This is a genomic window from Flavobacterium sp., from assembly GCF_043722275.1.
GTDB lineage: Bacteria > Bacteroidota > Bacteroidia > Flavobacteriales > Flavobacteriaceae > Flavobacterium.
The window spans coordinates 28,574-45,116 of sequence record NZ_JAYSPC010000066.1 but is presented as its reverse complement, the minus strand read 5'-3'; the positions used below and the strand labels follow the sequence as shown (position 1 = coordinate 45,116).

Annotated in this window: 17 protein-coding genes; 10 read left to right on the top strand and 7 right to left on the bottom strand. The window is 32.5% G+C overall.

Annotated elements, in window-relative coordinates; translation table 11 throughout:
- Positions 1-88 precede the first annotated feature (88 nt).
- From ACHZDT_RS09685 to ACHZDT_RS09670, 4 genes are all read right to left on the bottom strand, one after another.
- A complete protein-coding gene (locus ACHZDT_RS09685) occupies positions 89-613 on the bottom strand; it encodes a GNAT family N-acetyltransferase (RefSeq protein WP_394774424.1) in 525 nt (174 codons plus the stop codon).
- 74 nt (positions 614-687) lie between these two features.
- On the bottom strand, positions 688-2,022 hold the full coding sequence (locus ACHZDT_RS09680) for a DEAD/DEAH box helicase (RefSeq protein ID WP_394774423.1): 1,335 nt from the start codon (positions 2,020-2,022) through the stop codon (positions 688-690).
- A gap of 447 nt (positions 2,023-2,469) precedes the next feature.
- A complete protein-coding gene (locus ACHZDT_RS09675) occupies positions 2,470-4,011 on the bottom strand; it encodes a DEAD/DEAH box helicase (RefSeq protein ID WP_394774422.1) in 1,542 nt (513 codons plus the stop codon).
- 108 nt (positions 4,012-4,119) lie between these two features.
- Complete coding sequence (locus ACHZDT_RS09670) at positions 4,120-4,653, bottom strand: DUF6155 family protein (RefSeq protein ID WP_394774421.1); 534 nt, start codon at positions 4,651-4,653, stop codon at positions 4,120-4,122.
- Positions 4,654-4,756: 103 nt separating this feature from the next.
- Between ACHZDT_RS09670 and ACHZDT_RS09665 the strand changes: the two genes are divergently transcribed.
- Together ACHZDT_RS09665 and ACHZDT_RS09660 are read left to right on the top strand one after the other, a co-directional pair.
- Entirely contained in the window at positions 4,757-5,047 is a 291-nt protein-coding gene (locus ACHZDT_RS09665) for a DUF3817 domain-containing protein (RefSeq protein ID WP_394774420.1), read from the top strand.
- 52 nt (positions 5,048-5,099) lie between these two features.
- The gene (locus tag ACHZDT_RS09660) at positions 5,100-6,296 is read left to right on the top strand and encodes a mechanosensitive ion channel family protein (protein WP_394774419.1); all 1,197 of its coding nucleotides are present in this window, start codon (positions 5,100-5,102) and stop codon (positions 6,294-6,296) included.
- Between the two features lie 183 nt (positions 6,297-6,479).
- Here the strand turns inward: ACHZDT_RS09660 and ACHZDT_RS09655 are convergent, their stop codons facing one another.
- Positions 6,480-6,905: a hypothetical protein gene (locus ACHZDT_RS09655; RefSeq protein WP_394774418.1), complete on the bottom strand. Its 426-nt coding sequence runs from the start codon at positions 6,903-6,905 to the stop codon at positions 6,480-6,482.
- A 182-nt stretch (positions 6,906-7,087) separates the two neighbouring features.
- Between ACHZDT_RS09655 and ACHZDT_RS09650 the strand changes: the two genes are divergently transcribed.
- Positions 7,088-7,495, top strand: coding sequence for a glyoxalase (locus ACHZDT_RS09650; RefSeq protein WP_394774417.1), 408 nt, complete (start codon positions 7,088-7,090; stop codon positions 7,493-7,495).
- Between the two features lie 367 nt (positions 7,496-7,862).
- Here the strand turns inward: ACHZDT_RS09650 and ACHZDT_RS09645 are convergent, their stop codons facing one another.
- Both ACHZDT_RS09645 and ACHZDT_RS09640 read right to left on the bottom strand, forming a co-directional pair.
- The gene (locus tag ACHZDT_RS09645) at positions 7,863-9,605 is read right to left on the bottom strand and encodes a DUF885 domain-containing protein (protein WP_394774416.1); all 1,743 of its coding nucleotides are present in this window, start codon (positions 9,603-9,605) and stop codon (positions 7,863-7,865) included.
- 68 nt (positions 9,606-9,673) lie between these two features.
- Positions 9,674-11,650 carry a thiamine pyrophosphate-dependent enzyme gene (locus ACHZDT_RS09640; protein ID WP_394774415.1) on the bottom strand — a complete coding sequence of 659 codons (1,977 nt, stop codon included), beginning with the start codon at positions 11,648-11,650 and terminating at the stop codon, positions 9,674-9,676.
- Positions 11,651-11,821: 171 nt separating this feature from the next.
- Here ACHZDT_RS09640 and ACHZDT_RS09635 point away from each other — a divergent pair, with 171 nt between their 5' ends.
- The 7 genes from ACHZDT_RS09635 to ACHZDT_RS09605 all read left to right on the top strand — a co-directional run bounded on the left by ACHZDT_RS09635 (position 11,822) and on the right by ACHZDT_RS09605 (position 16,529).
- A complete protein-coding gene (locus tag ACHZDT_RS09635) occupies positions 11,822-12,772 on the top strand; it encodes an isopenicillin N synthase family dioxygenase (protein WP_394774414.1) in 951 nt (316 codons plus the stop codon).
- Positions 12,773-12,885: 113 nt separating this feature from the next.
- Positions 12,886-13,218 (top strand): translation initiation factor, encoded by a 333-nt coding sequence (locus tag ACHZDT_RS09630; RefSeq protein WP_394774413.1) that lies wholly within the window; start codon positions 12,886-12,888, stop codon positions 13,216-13,218.
- Between the two features lie 330 nt (positions 13,219-13,548).
- Positions 13,549-14,418, top strand: coding sequence for a nucleoside phosphorylase (locus ACHZDT_RS09625; protein WP_394774412.1), 870 nt, complete (start codon positions 13,549-13,551; stop codon positions 14,416-14,418).
- Positions 14,418-14,681, top strand: coding sequence for a hypothetical protein (locus tag ACHZDT_RS09620; protein ID WP_394774411.1), 264 nt, complete (start codon positions 14,418-14,420; stop codon positions 14,679-14,681). The genes ACHZDT_RS09625 and ACHZDT_RS09620 overlap by 1 nt, the downstream gene beginning before the upstream one ends.
- 38 nt (positions 14,682-14,719) lie before the next feature.
- Positions 14,720-15,112, top strand: a complete 393-nt coding sequence (locus tag ACHZDT_RS09615; protein WP_394774410.1) for a VOC family protein — start codon at positions 14,720-14,722, stop codon at positions 15,110-15,112.
- A 15-nt stretch (positions 15,113-15,127) separates the two neighbouring features.
- On the top strand, positions 15,128-15,601 hold the full coding sequence (locus ACHZDT_RS09610) for a DUF4265 domain-containing protein (RefSeq protein WP_394774409.1): 474 nt from the start codon (positions 15,128-15,130) through the stop codon (positions 15,599-15,601).
- A 76-nt stretch (positions 15,602-15,677) separates the two neighbouring features.
- Positions 15,678-16,529 (top strand): substrate-binding domain-containing protein, encoded by an 852-nt coding sequence (locus ACHZDT_RS09605; protein WP_394774408.1) that lies wholly within the window; start codon positions 15,678-15,680, stop codon positions 16,527-16,529.
- The last annotated feature ends 14 nt before the right edge of the window (positions 16,530-16,543 follow it).

Sequence of the window (16,543 nt, the reverse complement as noted above, 5' to 3'; positions counted from 1 at the left end):
CTATTCTGCTTTAGCAGTTGTATAAATTTAACATTATAATTCCAAATACAAAACCCTATTTTGAGTTTTCTTTTAAATTCTTATGGAATTAATTTGTCAATTTTAGTTTCATCATAATATCTGTTTGCTCTTCATCTCCTAACTTAAAAATGTGTTTGTCAAATTCTATAAACCCATTTTTTGTATAAAAGCCAATCGCTCGCAGATTTTCCTCCCAAACACCTAACCAGACATAATCATTGTTTTTTTGTCGGGCAACTTCTATAGCTTTATCGTAAAGTAATTGTCCGACTTTTTTGCCGTGAAATTCTTTTAAAACATAGATTCGTTCAATTTCAAGTGCTTTATCATCTTTTAATTCGGTTTGAGATGCGCCAAAGTTGACTTTTAAATAACCAATTACTTCGTTATCTAAAGTTGCAAAATAAAACTCAGAATCTTTATTGGTCAATTCTTCGGTTAGTTTTTCTGTGGCAAAACCTTTGTCGAGATAATCTTTCATATTTTCTTCAGAATTGGATTCTGAAAATGTTTCCTGAAAAGTCTGTCGGCCAATTTTTTGTAATTGCTCAATCTCGTTTAGCGTAATCTTTTGTATTTGAATATCTGCCATAATATGCTTGTATAATGCGTTGCGTATGCACTATAAAATTACAATATATATAAGGAAATCAAAAATTACAAATGTTACTTTTTGAATTTTTTAACAGGTTTTTCAGTTACTTCAACTTTGTTTTGAAGAACGTAATTCGCCATTAATTTTTCAATTAATTCATCTTTAGTAAGATGATGAAAAACAGTTTTTACCTTCGTTTTTAAATCATCTGAAATATCGTGATTTGGTTTGGTTTTGAAGATTTGTTTTGCCCATAAAAGCGTATTATTTTCTTCTAAACTTACTACAGAAGGTTTCTGGAATTGAGTAAATTTAATTCCTAATTCTTTTTCAAATTCCGGAATTTCTGCTACTTCTTCCTGTTGTAAAACGGTTAATGAAAGTCCCTTTGCTCCTGCTCTTGCTGTTCTTCCGCTACGATGAACATAGTTTTCGTATGTATCAGGCAAATGATAATTGACAACATAAGATATTTCTTTTACATCGATTCCTCTTGCTGCTAAATCTGTAGCAACCAGAATATTGATATGTCCTTCACGAAATTGTTCCATGATTCTGTCACGAATTCCCTGAGATAAACTACCGTGAAGCGCGCCTGACGAAAAACGATTAATTGCTAAGTTTTTAGCCAGTTTATTGACCGCTGCTTTAGTTTTACAGAAGATAATTCCGCGTTCGCCGTCTTTGGAATTTAAAAAATGCATTAAAACATCGAGTTTTTCAATTGGGTCAACAACAATATATTCGTGATCAATTCCTTGGTTACCAACAGTTTCCATATTCGCACTAACCTGAACTACATTTTTATCTAAGTAATTCTGAATCAATTGTTTGATTGTTCCCGGCAAAGTAGCTGAGAATAATAAAGTTCTGTGTTTTTTAGGAAGTTCGGCAACGATTTCATCTAAGCTTTCTTTTAAGATTGAAACCATTTCATCGGCTTCGTCTAAAACTAAATATTTTGCTTGTTTTAAGTCGATTGCTTTACGCTGAATCAAATCGATTAAACGTCCCGGAGTTGCTACAACAATATGTGTTGGCTGTGATAATCGCTCGATTTGTGGTTTGATTGGGATTCCACCACAAGTTGAAGCTATTGAGATATTTGGAATATGTTTTCCAAAATCTTCTAAATTTCTAAATATCTGTTGTCCAAGTTCTCTGGTTGGTACCAAAATTATAGCCTGAACAATTGCAGATTCGGTATCGATTAATTGTAATAATGGTAATCCGAAAGCGGCTGTTTTACCGGTTCCTGTTTTTGCTAAACCTACAACATCATGGCTTTCAGATAAAAGCATTGGAATTGTTTTTTGTTGAATTTCTGTTGGTTCAACAATGTTTAATTCGCTTAACGCTTTTAAAATTGGTGCTGAAACTCCTAATGCTGAAAATTGTTTAGACATGTTTAATTTTTGTTTTTTTTGTTTCAAGTTTCAGGTTGTTCTTAAGATTGGAACTAACTTAAACTTGAAACCTTTTTAATTTTGTGCTGATAACTATCAGGATGATTTTTTTTAGAACCTTTGGTTCTTTATTTTTTGCTCTCATTTTTGTCGAGGGATCGCCGCAATCTTGACAACTTCGACTCCGCTCAGTCTGACAAATAGTATCGAAATATTTTTATGAAACATAAAGCCCTAGCCCTGATGGAAGCGGCATCCTTTTTCTGGCTTCTTTAGCCGGGAAAAGATATAGCGGACAGCAGGAAATAGCTTCGGAAAATTCCAATTTTTAAATTCCAAATTCCAAATGGAGTGCGCTTCGACTCCGCTCAGCCTGACAAACTGAAAGCTAAACTGAAAACCTGAAACTAAAAAACCTTCAGAATAAAAACTTAAAATAAATTTTTTCTATTCATCCGGTTCGTTCATGATTTTTTCACGATACTTTTTACCTATTAATAGTACTAGTTTTAGTTTATAATCGTCAACCAGCCATTCGCGGTAGTTTTTACTACATTGGCTTAAACATTTTGAATAACGTTTGATACGGCAATCAATGTCGTCGTCAAGTTCTTTTCCTAATGATTTTGCTTCTTGTAATGTTTCGGTATTGTCTACGCACATTGCGGCGTGTTGCTCTAATGATTTGTCTAATACTACTTTAGAACGTAAATTTTGTTTGATGATTAGCTTGTGTTCTTCATCAACATCAAAAGTAACATCTGCAGTTTTACTAAATTTTGCGCGTAATTCCGGTGGCATACTGTATTTGAAATACAATTCGATTTCAGTATCATCACGAAGATTTTCTAAATAAAATTCAGGTGATTTAAAGATATGCTGCCAGTTTACGGGCTCGCTCCATAATCCGAAACGTGCCGCATTATTTCCTAAATCGATCACTGTAAACTCGTCTTTACCAGGTAATTTACGAGATCCGCGACCAATCATTTGGTAATATAAAGTAAGTGATTTTGTTGCTCTGTTTAAAATAATCGTTTCAACTGTTGGCTCATCAAAACCTGTGGTTAAGATTCCTACAGATGTTAAAATAGCATCCGGAGTTTTTTTGAACCAAGCCAAAATATCTTTACGTTCTTCGGCACTGCTTGTATTATCAAGGTGTCTGATGTCGTAACCGGCTTCTCTAAACGTTTCGTATACATATAATGAAGTATGAATACCGTTGTTGAAAATCAGGGTTTTTTTACCTAATGAACGTTCTGTGTACGCATGCAAAAGCTTTTCCTGCATGATAGTATTTGTATATAAATCGTCTGAAGATTTTACGGTGTAATCTCCGTTAATACCTACTTTTAATGATGTTAATCCCACATCATAACTATAGGTTGTTGCTTTTGCAAGGAAACCTTTGTCAATCAATGAACTAATGGTGTCTCCCACAATAAGTTCATCATAACTCTGGTGCATTGGTAATTTTATATTTGAACTCAAAGGCGTTGCTGTTACTCCAAGAATAAAAGCGTTTTTGAATGAGTTTAATAATTTTCTGAATGAATTGTAATGCGCCTCATCGATAATAACCAAACCAATGTTATCAAGATGCAATTTTTCATCATTGATACGGTTTTTTAAGGTCTCAACCATCGCCACAAAACACGAAAATTCGTTTTGATCCGGTAATTCCTTTACTTTACTATTGATAATTTTATTAGAAACTCCAAACCCTTTTAGCATTTTTGAGGTTTGTTTACAAAGTTCGATACGGTGCGTTAAAACCACTACCTTTTTATCATTATTTGCTAAATAACGACGCACGATTTCAGAAAAAATTACTGTTTTTCCACCACCTGTAGGCAATTGATATAATAAATGATGTTTCGAAGGAGCATTGTCTAAACGTTCAAAAATGGCATCGATATCGCCTTTCTGGTATGCATAAAGTTCTTTTTTCTCTTCTCTTTCTATTTCTAAAGTGTTTTGAGACATTGTTTATTTTTGGATTTTTGCAAAAATACACCGAAAAAACAGTTATTCATCTTATTTTAACGTAAAATAAATCATTTTTTTAAATAAGATTTTTTATGAGAAAAGCCTCTATAAGTCTATTTTGTCTGAAATTGCCTCAAATTCGTATTTATTTTTCCATTTTTGCCGAATAGTTTCTTGCTGAACAGCAAAAATCCTTTCCTTAAATTCGGACAAAATTCCATTAGAAATGATGAAATTAACAGCTTGTTCAAAAGAATTTAGCATGCTTTTGTAAAATAATTCCTGTTTAATAAAATTATTCAACGAGTAAGTTTGCGCTATTTCAATGTTATACAGCATAATATCTGCAATTACAAAAGGATCAACACCCAATAAAATGAAATGTTTAATGTATTTCTGAGCTACAGAACGCCTCAATTTGGCTTTTGGTTTCCATCTTGATGATGGCTTTTTAATTGGGAAATATTCGTGTGAGATTTTAATCTTGCTTTCCTGCAAAAGTTTATCTTCTTTAGGACTAAAAACAAAGTCATAATATACTTTTACAGGAGCAAATTTTTCATACAACTCAATAATTTGTTCTTCGAGCTGCTCCTTATTTAATTCGGCTAAATATTTTTTTAAATCGCGTTTACTCATTATCAAAGTTTAAGATTACAAAAGTAAATTACTTTATTGATTCATACCTCAAAAACCAACCATAATACCTAATTTTGCTTGTATAAACTTAAAAAATATATACATGCTCAAGATTTTCAAAGTTACTGCAATTTTAGAAGGAATCTCTTATTTAGTGTTATTTGCCAATATGCTGGTTATAAAAAGCAATAATCCTGAACTATATCATACCATTTTACGTCCGTTAGGAATGACGCACGGAGTTTTGTTTATTGGATACATTATATTAGCGGTTTTGCTTAGAAAATCTCAAAAATGGGATTTAAAAACTTTCGGAATTATCCTGATTGCTTCTCTTATTCCTTTTGGAACTTTTTATATTGAGAAAAAATACTTAGAAAATAATGCAAAATAAGCCTTTGGATAAAATATTTAATTTTTTATACCCGCTTTTTCGAGATTGGGGAATGAGCCGCAATTTTGCGTCTTATATCAGCCTTTTCTTCAATATAGGGATCATGGTTGCTTTGGCTTTTGCCATTTATTATGTCGCAAAATTTGTTTTAGTAACCTTAACGGCCATTTTTGCCCAAAAAACAAAAACAAAATTTGATGATTATTTAATTCACAACAAAACCACAAAATATACCGCTTATTTAATTCCGTTTTTCTTTATTTATAAAGCTGTTCCAATTATTTTGGATAAATATGATTATTGGGAATCACTGTTTGGAAAAATAGTTGGGATTTATATCGTTTTGATCAGTTTATGGATTATCAGAACGATTTTTAATGCTTTACGTGATTATCTAAAACAAAAGCCTGAATATAGCGACAAACCCATCGATAGTTTTGTTCAGGTTATTATGATTGTCCTTTGGATTTTTGGTGTTGCAATGATTATTTCAACGTTATTCGGAATTAAAAAAGGTGAATTATTGACGATTTTGGGAACACTTTCGGCGATTATTATCTTGATTTTCAGAGATACTATTTTAGGATTCGTTTCGAGTGTTCAGGTCGCGATTAACGACATGGTCAGGATTGGTGACTGGATTACAATGGATAAATTTGGTGCCGATGGCGACGTAATCGAGATTAACCTGACAACTGTAAAGGTTCGGAATTTTGACAATACAATTACCACGATTCCAACTTATGCTTTGAGTTCAGATTCGTTCCAAAACTGGCGCGGAATGCAAAAATCTGACGGAAGACGTATCAAAAGACATATTCTGATAAAAAGCAGCAGTATTCGGTTTTTGAATAATGATGATTTGAATCATATGAAACGTGTGCAGTTAATCAGTACTTATATTGAAAGCAGACAAGCCGAAATTGAGAAATACAATAATTTGCAAGGTGTCGATAAATCGCTTTCGCTGAATGGTCGAAATATGACAAATTTAGGTTTGTTCAGAAAATATATTATACAATATTTAGTTACGCATCCCGGTTTGAACAAGGATATGCATATTATGTGTCGTCAGTTACAATCAACCGCGCATGGAGTTCCGTTAGAAATTTATGCTTTTTCAAGTGACAAACGATGGGCGAATTACGAATATATTATGGCGGATATTTTTGACCACGTTATGGCTTCGGTAATTTATTTTGATCTCGAAATATTCGAATTGCCATCAACGATTGGACCTTTAAGTTAGTTTCAGGTTTTCTTTGTTTCAAGTTTAAGGTTACTATGCTTTGAGTATAATTTTATCGCAAGAGCGCAAAGCTTTTTCGCAAAGTTCGCAAGCCAATAACTTTGCATTCAAATCGTAAATCTTTGCGACCATTGCGATTGAGGAAGCTGCCAACTTGAAACCTGAAACAAAAAAACCTTGAAACTATTTCTTCACCTCTTCAAAAACAAACTTTGAATTATCGTATTCTATAGGAATTCCGGGCATAAAACATGGCAAATTAAAATAAGTCGTTATAATCCCGCTTCCTAAAAATAGTTTATTCTCTTTTTTTAATAAAGCAAGAGGAATCCTTTTCCAACTTCCTCCGTTTGAAATAAAATGAAAATCACCTCGTAAAGTATCGCCTTTTATATCTCCCCTAACATCACCGGAATCTTTTCCTATTTTGTGATACAAAACTTCATAACGCCCAAAGAAACGTTTGTCGTTAATATTAACCGTTAAAATTGCCGTGTCTTTGGCGTTTACAGCCTGATAAACAATTTGCTTGTATTTGCTTTTTTCATCTTTAGAATTGCAGGAAATAATTCCAATTATAATTAAAAACGGTAAATATTTTATATTCATAGATTGAGGGATTTTTTTACCATATAAGTGATATGAGTTCATTTAAAACTGTAAGCTTAATTTCTCCAAAATATTTAAGCTGCTTTGTAACCTTATTTTAGATAAACTTATAATATCTTATATAACTTATAAGGTAAAATTAATTTTCGCATTAGAATTTTTTCTAAATTTAAAGAAAAAACATGGAAGATAGAGATGCTTTTTTAAGAGAATTCAGAGGAGAGACTTTAGGAACCGTAAGTGCTCAATCTTCACCGGAAGAATTGTTTCAAAATCAAACGATTAGACCAATTTTAAAACTTCAAAATGATTTATTTATTGCGGTTTTTATCAACTATGTAAATAAAAACAAAGCCGACTTTTACTCTTATACTGCCGAAAAGAAAATCCAAACTATTGAAAATTCTATTCAAAAGGATATTAAGTTCAGGAATTCTCTTAAAGGAATTATTATGGCACTTTTTACAATGGAAGAATACGATATTTATATTCAGAATTCTTCAAGTTTAAACAAACGAATGATGAATTTATTGATTGAACGTTTGAGAAGTCAGGTGCAATTATTTGAATTGGAATCGAATTCGAAGTAATTTTTGAATGGAAATAGAAATAATCAAGAAGCAAAATCAAGGGATAATAATATGTTTGCCACAATCCCTACGGGATAAAATAATAATTAGTTATTTTTATGAAAACCATTTATCCCGTAGGGATTTAATGTTAGTAGCAACTGGATTATTGTAGTTCCGGACGGTAAACGATTGGTTGATATGATTTAAAAGTGTTGTCGATTGAACGCGGATAAAACAGATTGCTAAAAGCAAAACGCGGATTAAAACGGATTTTTTTTATATTAATATACGCTTATTTCAAATTGTTTTGTCAAAATCCTATAAAACAAAAAAGGTTTGACAAGAAATTCTTGTCAAACCTTTTCTATAAAATGTTATTGAAAATTTACTCCTTAGACAACATCAATTCTTTGATATATTTTACCGGAGCGCTTCCGAAACTTAGGAATTTCTCATGGAATTTTTTCAGGTTGAATTTGTTTCCGTCTTGTTTTTTCAGTTCTTCTCGCAGGTTGTAAATTTCAGTATATCCTGTAAAATAAGAACACAATTGAACTTGTGATAAAGTTACACGTTTCCATTTTCCATCAGCTTCTGCTTGTTGCTGGAAAGCTTCTTTGGTCAATAAATCAATTGCAGCTTCTTTAGACATGTTTTTCGTATGAACACTAATATCTAAAATGGTGTTGCAAGTTGTTCTTAAATTCCATTTGTAATACATCAACCACATTTCATCAGAATTTTTATAACCACTTTCTAACATCATTTTCTCTGCATAAACTGCCCAACCTTCAACCATTGCGCCATTTCCTAAAATAGATTTAATAATACTTGGTGATTGATTACTGTAAACTAATTGTGTGTAATGTCCGGGAATTGCTTCATGGATATTTAAAATCTGAAGGATATAATCATTGTATTCGCGAAGGTAACTTTCTGAGTTTTCAGCTGTCCATCCTGTCATGCTTCCTACGTTATAATATGTATTTGCATTTTTATCGTAAGGTCCCGGCGCAGAAATAGAAGCTCCGGCAACTCCAGCCATATAAGCAGGTTCTTTGCGAACTACGAGCGGTTTTGACGGATCGATGTATAATAAATCCTTCGCTTTTACATAAGCCGTTAGTTCCGGAATTTGCTTTTCAATTTCAGATTGAAACTTTTCTGGAGTAGTATGCTGCAATGAAATTTCATCAATTACTTGTTTGATTAAATCTAATTTATTTGTTGGTTTTGGTTCGTTTCCTTTGTATTTTGTCCAAAGTTTATCTGCCAAAACAAACATTTTATCATGTAAATCTTTTTTGTGATCAACGGCAATTTTAAAAATCTCATCAGCCGTATAACTGGATTGAATATTAAAATCAAATTTTTTAGCATATAAAGCAGCTCCTAATCTAAAAGAACGAGGCGTTTTATTTGGCATTGTTTTTAACCAATCAGCGTAATCAGAAATTGCTTTTTTAGCCACTTTTGCTTTTTCAAGCATTTCTTTTTTCTCCGTTTCGCTTAATTTACTATCCTTTAAAGCTGCATTTAAATCCGTATCAAAAACAGATGAACCACCTAAGTTTTGTGCAATTGCAAGTTCTGTGTGTTCAATTGTTGGATTTTTAATATTGGCTTTAGCAGCTTCATAATAAGCAGGAATATTGTTCATTTTTGCATTAAAAGCACGCAAACGAACTTCTAATGAATCGTATTTACCGTTTAAAATTTCTGCAAAAGATCCGCAAACATTATATTCAGACGGATTCCATTCATATGATTTCAATTCTTTGATGCTAAAGACCGAGCCTTCCAGTTGATTTTTAATCATTCGGAAATCAGTTTTGTTATTATCGGATAAACTTTCTACATCAAATTGTTTTAAAGAATCCAGTTGCGCGTTGATAAAATCAATCTCAATTTTTTGTTGTGCTCCATTTGGAACAACCAATACGCTGTCTAATTTATGATAGCCAACACCGGCAGCCCAATCCGGACTAATTTTCCATAAAGCAGTAACAAAGCCGTCTTTATATTTATCAAATTTTCCGTCTAAAGCTTTATCCTCATTAGACTTAGTACTTTTATTGCAAGAAATAAGCAGGGCAATTGCAAGAAATGAAGCAAATAGTTTTTTCATAAATTAATTTTTTAATGGTTTAAAGATAAAAAAAATGTCCTTTATGCAAAACTATTTGCCAATTGTAATTAATATTTCAATAATTCTAATAAAACTTCTTCGAAACGATTCTTTGGTAAAAACTGATCTTCTAATGCTTTTGTAAACGGAATTGGAGAGTCTAAACTTGCTACTCTTTTTACCGGAGCATCCAGAAATTCAAAACATTCCTCCATAATCATAGCCGAAATATCGCTTGCAATTCCCCCAAACAAAGTATCTTCCTGATAAATAATTACTTTTCCTGTCTTTTTTACCGATGCAAAAATAGTTTCAGTATCAAGAGGCTGTAAGGTTCTTAAATCAATTAAATCAGCTTCGATTTCGGGATTTTTAGCTAAAGTTTCTAATGCCCAATGTACGGGCGCACCAAAAGATATAATGGTAACCTGATTTCCTTCTTTCAATAAAGCTGCTTTTCCTAACGGAATAGTATAATAATCAACAGGAACATCTTGGTAAACACTTCTATACAATTGTTTGTGCTCAAAAAACAAAACCGGATTAGGATCGTTTATCGAACTATTTAATAAACCTTTTGCATCATAAGGAAACGCCGGATAAACTACTTTTAAACCCGGAGTTTTTGTAAACCAGGCTTCATTTGTCTGAGAATGAAAAGGTCCCGCCTGAGTTCCGCCACCGCAAGGCATACGAACCACAACATCGGCTTTTTCGCCCCAGCGATAATGTGATTTTGCCAATAAATTGACTATTGGATTAAAACCAGTCGACACAAAATCAGCAAATTGCATTTCTACAATCGCTTTATATCCGTTAATCGATAATCCCATTCCGGCAGAAACCACGGCACTTTCGCAAATAGGCGTATTACGAACACGATCTTTCCCAAAAAATTCTACAAAACCATCTGTAATTTTAAAAGCTCCTCCATATTCGGCGATATCCTGACCCATAATAATAAGGTTTCTATGGCGTTGCATCGATTGCTCTAAACTATTTCTGATCGCATCTATAAAACGAACATTTTTAATTTCTTCAGATGGGTTAACTTCTTCATATTGATAAGGTTTATAAACATCATCTAATTCTCCGCTTAATGTAGGAACAATTTCAGGTTCTGCATTAGCAATCACTAAATTTTCGTCAATTTCTTGTTTGATTTCGGCGTGTAATTGCTCATCAAATTCGGTTGTAAGAACACCAATTTCAGTTAAATATTTCCTGTAATTCGTTACCGGATCTTTAGCCGCCCATTCGTCCATTAATTCCTGCGGAACATATTTTGTACCACTCGCCTCTTCGTGACCGCGCATTCTAAAAGTTTTAAATTCTAATAAAACCGGATGCGGATTATTTTGCATGTCCTCTTTTAACTGCGATAATTTATTGTAAACTTCTACAATATTATTTCCATCAATAATATAACTTTCAATTCCGTAGCCAATGCCTTTATCTGCAAGGTTTTCACAAGAATATTGTTCGTTTGTAGGCGTTGAAAGTCCGTAACCATTGTTTTCGATAATAAACATTACGGGTAATTTCCAAACAGCGGCAATATTCAAAGCTTCGTGAAAATCACCTTCACTTGTTGCGCCTTCTCCTGTAAAAACAGCGGTTATTTTTTTATTATTCTGAAGTTTATCAGCCAATGCAATTCCGTCTGCGATCCCTAATTGCGGACCTAAATGCGAAATCATTCCGATAATTTTATATTCCTGGGTTCCAAAATGAAAACTACGATCTCTTCCCTTTGTAAATCCGTTTGCTTTTCCCTGCCATTGCGAAAATAATCTGTGTAACGGAATATTTCTGGTGGTAAAAACGCCCAGATTCCTATGCATTGGCAAAATATATTCTGATTCATCTAAAACTGATGTAACCCCTACTGAAATTGCTTCCTGCCCTATTCCGGAAAACCATTTGGAAACCTTTCCTTGTCGGATCAGGATCAGCATCTTTTCTTCGATCAATCGAGGCTTAAGAATTTTTTTATATAAATCTAATAATTGAGAATCAGTAAGGTCTTGTCTGTAAAAGATCATTTGTTGTTGTTTTAGTGTTTCAAATATAGAAAATTATAACAATTTTATTAATTTTTGTTATAATTTTTTAATTTTAATATAACTTTTAAAATTCAAATATAAAATATTCTCTACCTTTGTTACTGAAAGGCCTTTAAAACACCTTTCATTCTTAAAATAAAAATGTAAAGTATGCAAAACATTCCTAGTGTAGACTTACGTGATTTCCTTTCGGACGACCCGAAACGTAAACAAAAATTTGTAAATGAAATCGGCAGTGCATTTGAAAACATTGGCTTCGTAGCCCTAAAAGGTCACTTTTTAGATGATCAGTTAGTAGACGAGCTTTATAGCGAAATTAGAAAATTTTTCGCTTTGCCAGTAGAAACTAAGCATAATTATGAAATTCCCGGAATTGGCGGACAAAGAGGTTATGTTTCTTTTGGAACAGAGCATGCTAAAGGACGTAAAGAAGGTGATTTGAAGGAATTTTGGCATTTTGGCCAGTATGTTGACAAAGATTCAAAATATGCTGAAGAATATCCTGCTAATGTTGAAGTTAAAGAATTACCCCGTTTTAATGCTGTAGGTAAAGATGCGTATCAAATGCTTGAAAAAACAGGCGTTTATGTGTTAAGAGCTTTGGCTTTGCATTTAGGTTTAGATGAGTTTTATTTTGACCAATATGCAAAAGAAGGAAATTCTATTTTAAGACCAATTCATTATCCTCCAATTACTTCTGAGCCGGAAAACGCGATTCGTGCCGCTGCTCACGGAGATATTAATTTGATTACTCTATTAATGGGTGCTCAGGGAAAAGGTTTACAGGTTCAAAATCATGATGGTGAATGGATTGATGCCATTGCCGAAGATGATGAATTAGTAATTAATGTTGGTGATATGTTGTCAAGACATACTAATAACAAGTTGAAATCAACGATTCATCAAGTGGTTAATCCGCCAAGAGAATTATGGGGAACTTCACGTTATTCAGTTCCGTTTTTTATGCATCCTGTGAGCGATATGCGTCTGGATTGTCTTGAAAACTGTATAGATGCTGAGAATCCTAAGAAATTCGAAGATATTACTGCGGGAGATTATTTATACGAACGTTTAGTAGATTTGGGATTGATTAAAAAATAAACTTTTTAAATCTCAATTTTTTAAATTCCAAATTCCAACTATCAAATTGGGATTTGGAATTTAATTTTTAAAAACCACAACTATTGAAATTTATTTTTTAGCATAAAAAATTTATGGACTTACAAGATCAATTAAAAAATTTATTTCCGGATCATATCGAATCTAATGAACCAGAAGAAGTTCAGGAACAGGATCATGTGCTTTTTATCCAAAAAGAGCCTATTATTTGTAAATTCGAAAAACGAAAAGGAAAAGCTACCACGATTATCGAAGGCTACGAAGGATCTGACGAAGATTTTAAAATTCTGGCTAAAGAAATTAAAACCAAACTAAGCGTTGGCGGAACATTTAAAGATGCCTCAATCATTATTCAAGGCGATTATCGCGATAAAATAATGGAAATCCTTAAAGCAAAAGGATTTAAAACAAAACGTGTTGGTGGGTAATAATTTTAGATTTCTCATTTTAGATTAAAAAAATTAACCGCAAAGAACGCGAAGAATTATGATTGTAAGTTTTAATGAAAGCCAGAGTTCGCAAAGCTTTGTCTATAAATTTAAACAAGGAATTTTTGTGTATACAAGGAGACGCACTGCTGCGCCTCTACGATACCATTAAAGCATAAAAAAGAACAAAAAAATCTGTGACAATCGTTCAATCCGTTAAATCTGTGGGCTAAAAAAGACGCACTGCTGTGCGCCTCTACTAGAAACCTCAGAACCTTAGAACCTTTGCCACTTTGTACCTTTAAAAAAACCTTAGCACCTTAAAAAAAAATGATACAAAATTCAGAATTAATACTTAATCCTGACGGAAGCGTTTATCACTTAAACCTTCGTCCTGAACATATTGCACACGATATAATATTTGTTGGAGATCAAAACAGAGTGGAGAAAATTACTCAGTTTTTTGATTCGATTGAATTTTCGACTCAAAAACGAGAATTTAAAACCCAAACCGGAATTTACAAAGGAAAAAGAATAACGGTTATGTCAACGGGAATTGGTCCTGACAATATTGATATTGTTATCAATGAATTAGACGCTTTAGTAAACATTGATTTAGAAACGCGTCAGCCAAAAGAAAACCTTACTTCATTGAATATTATCAGAATTGGAACTTCGGGATCTTTGCATGCTGATATTCCTGTGGATAGTTTTGTAATGTCTAAATTTGGATTAGGATTAGACAATATGCTTCGCTCCTATTTGATTGATAAAGTTTCGAATGCCGCTATTGAAGATGCTTTTGTTATGCATACGAACTGGGATATCAGAAAAGGAAGGCCGTACGCAATTGCTTGTTCTGAAGTTTTAGAAAAAATAATTGAATCAGATAAAATGTTTAAGGGAATTACTGCAACTGCCGGAGGATTTTATGGTCCACAAGGTCGTGTTTTGCGTTTGAATATCCAGGATGAAGAATTAAACAGTAAAATGGATAATTTTAATTTTAATGGTGAAAAAATCACTAACTTAGAAATGGAAACAGCAGCAATTTATGGACTTTCGGCACTTTTGGGACATAACGCATTGTCATTGAATGCGATAATTGCCAATCGTGCATCAGGAACTTTTAGTGAAGATCCTTATAAAGCTGTTGATGAATTGATTGCATATACGTTAAATAAATTGGCGGGGAATTAATGTTTGGTTTTTTAATTGACCATTTGATTTTTAAACCATTGAGGAAATTCACTTTAGGTATGGGAGGTTTGTTTAGATGGAGTTTTTTTCAACTTCTAAATGTATCAATTGAAGAAAAATATCCTAAAAGTTTAGAATATTATTGGAATAATGAAGATGATAGTATTGATAAATATGGCTTTAACACAGCCCAGAAAAATTTATTTGCAGGGTTTATGCTTTTTATTTGCTTTATAATTTTAATTGAAAAATTTGAAGGTTAATAAAACAAATTAGATAATTGATTTTAAAATTGAATATCATGTTTTTAAGAGTTGCACGACATACAGATAATCTCGAAATAATTGAAGATTTTTATGTCAATATTTTAGGTTTTGAACGATTAGGCGCTTTCGAAAATCATAATAATTATGATGGTGTTTTTATTGGGAAATCAGGTTTAGACTGGCATTTTGAATTTACGCAATCAGAGACAAAAGCAAAACATACATTTGATGAAGACGATGTAATTGTACTTTATCCAAAAACAATTTTAGATTATAATGATCTGACAAAAAAGCTTTTACAGCATAATATTTCAAGTATAAATGCAATTAACCCCTTCTGGAATGAAAACGGAAAAATGTTTCTGGATCCGGATGGTTATCGAATTGTTATTTCGCCTTTGAAAGCGGTAATAAGTGAAATAGAATAATTACAAAATTAGAGAATGGCAGAAACACATAAAAAAATATTATTTAAATATTACAGTACTTATTTAGAAGAAATTGTTTCAGAAACAATGTGGGCAGAAATTTTAGATTTGGAAAAAGGACATTTCAAATTAGATAATATTCCGTTTTTCGGACCTTTGATTGCGACTGATGATATTTTTCGTGCTGAATATGATGAAAATGAGAAATTCTTTATTCATAAAGAAACCATCGAACATTCAGGAAATTCTATTGTTCAGGTTTTAATTTTAGAAAAAGAATTTGACAAGGAAATAATAAGAGAAAAATTAAAAGCAATTAATTGTTTATCAGAAGCATTAAATGATACATTTCTTGCTGTTGAAGTAATCAAAAATATTGATTATTCGATTGTAAAAAGCGTATTGACAGAGTATGAATCAAATTCGATAATAGAATTTACTGAACCTTGCCTTTCTGATAAACACAGAACTGATTTATTGAAAAATTAGAAAATATCCATTTGATATAACAACATAATAAAAAACTAAACTTAGAATACGCTTACCAAACTTAAACTTAAACTAAATGAAAACTGTAAAAATTGTAGGTGTTCCTGAACACTTCAATTTGCCATGGCATCTATGCATTGAAAATGGCGAATTTGAAGCTGAAAACATTGATTTACAATGGCAAAATATTCCTGAAGGAACAGGTAAAATGTGTCAGATGCTTCGTGATGGTGAAGCTGATATAGCCGTTATTTTAACCGAAGGAATTGTAAAAGATATTGTTGCCGGTAATCCAAGTAAAATTGTGCAAATTTATGTTCAGTCGCCTTTGATCTGGGGGATTCACGTTGCTGCAAAATCTGATTTCCAAACTGTAAAAGACCTTAAGGATAAAAAAGTAGCGATTTCAAGATTAGGTTCAGGTTCACAATTAATGGCCTATGTAAATGCACATGAAAATGGCTGGAAAACTGATGATTTGCAATTTGCAATTATCAATACAATTGACGGAGCTGTTGAAGCTTTGACAAAAGGAACTGCTGATTATTTTATGTGGGAACGTTTTATGACTAAACCACTTGTAGATCAGGGAATTTTCAGGCGAGTTGGCGACTGCCCTACTCCTTGGCCGTCATTTGTAATTACAGTTCGTGATGAATTCCTGAAAAAGAATCCTAAAATTGTAGAGAAAATACTCGAAATCATAAATAAAACAACTGAGGATTTTACTGAGATTCCAAATATTGATAAAACATTATCAGAACTTTTCAATCAAAAAATTGAAGATATTCAGGAATGGCTGAAACTGACACAATGGTCTCAGAAGAATTTGAGTGAAAAAGCATTTATTAAAATCCAAAATCAGTTATTTGATCTGGGAATTATTGATAAAAAAAGTACTTTTGTTGAAACTGTAAAAGCGCTGTAATACTGCTTTTTATT

Bases quoted from the DNA above. Each gene is read 5' to 3' on its own strand.
- ACHZDT_RS09675 (WP_394774422.1), bottom strand. From the start codon at position 4,011: ATGTCTCAAAACACTTTAGAAATAGAAAGAGAAGAGAAAAAAGAACTT.
- ACHZDT_RS09680 (WP_394774423.1), bottom strand. From the start codon at position 2,022: ATGTCTAAACAATTTTCAGCATTAGGAGTTTCAGCACCAATTTTAAAA.
- ACHZDT_RS09645 (WP_394774416.1), bottom strand. From the start codon at position 9,605: ATGAAAAAACTATTTGCTTCATTTCTTGCAATTGCCCTGCTTATTTCT.
- ACHZDT_RS09620 (WP_394774411.1), top strand. From the start codon at position 14,418: ATGTTTGGTTTTTTAATTGACCATTTGATTTTTAAACCATTGAGGAAA.
- ACHZDT_RS09615 (WP_394774410.1), top strand. From the start codon at position 14,720: ATGTTTTTAAGAGTTGCACGACATACAGATAATCTCGAAATAATTGAA.
- ACHZDT_RS09605 (WP_394774408.1), top strand. From the start codon at position 15,678: ATGAAAACTGTAAAAATTGTAGGTGTTCCTGAACACTTCAATTTGCCA.
- ACHZDT_RS09665 (WP_394774420.1), top strand. From the start codon at position 4,757: ATGCTCAAGATTTTCAAAGTTACTGCAATTTTAGAAGGAATCTCTTAT.
- ACHZDT_RS09640 (WP_394774415.1), bottom strand. From the start codon at position 11,650: ATGATCTTTTACAGACAAGACCTTACTGATTCTCAATTATTAGATTTA.
- ACHZDT_RS09635 (WP_394774414.1), top strand. From the start codon at position 11,822: ATGCAAAACATTCCTAGTGTAGACTTACGTGATTTCCTTTCGGACGAC.
- ACHZDT_RS09625 (WP_394774412.1), top strand. From the start codon at position 13,549: ATGATACAAAATTCAGAATTAATACTTAATCCTGACGGAAGCGTTTAT.
- ACHZDT_RS09630 (WP_394774413.1), top strand. From the start codon at position 12,886: ATGGACTTACAAGATCAATTAAAAAATTTATTTCCGGATCATATCGAA.
- ACHZDT_RS09660 (WP_394774419.1), top strand. From the start codon at position 5,100: ATGAGCCGCAATTTTGCGTCTTATATCAGCCTTTTCTTCAATATAGGG.
- ACHZDT_RS09670 (WP_394774421.1), bottom strand. From the start codon at position 4,653: ATGAGTAAACGCGATTTAAAAAAATATTTAGCCGAATTAAATAAGGAG.
- ACHZDT_RS09655 (WP_394774418.1), bottom strand. From the start codon at position 6,905: ATGAATATAAAATATTTACCGTTTTTAATTATAATTGGAATTATTTCC.
- ACHZDT_RS09650 (WP_394774417.1), top strand. From the start codon at position 7,088: ATGGAAGATAGAGATGCTTTTTTAAGAGAATTCAGAGGAGAGACTTTA.
- ACHZDT_RS09685 (WP_394774424.1), bottom strand. From the start codon at position 613: ATGGCAGATATTCAAATACAAAAGATTACGCTAAACGAGATTGAGCAA.
- ACHZDT_RS09610 (WP_394774409.1), top strand. From the start codon at position 15,128: ATGGCAGAAACACATAAAAAAATATTATTTAAATATTACAGTACTTAT.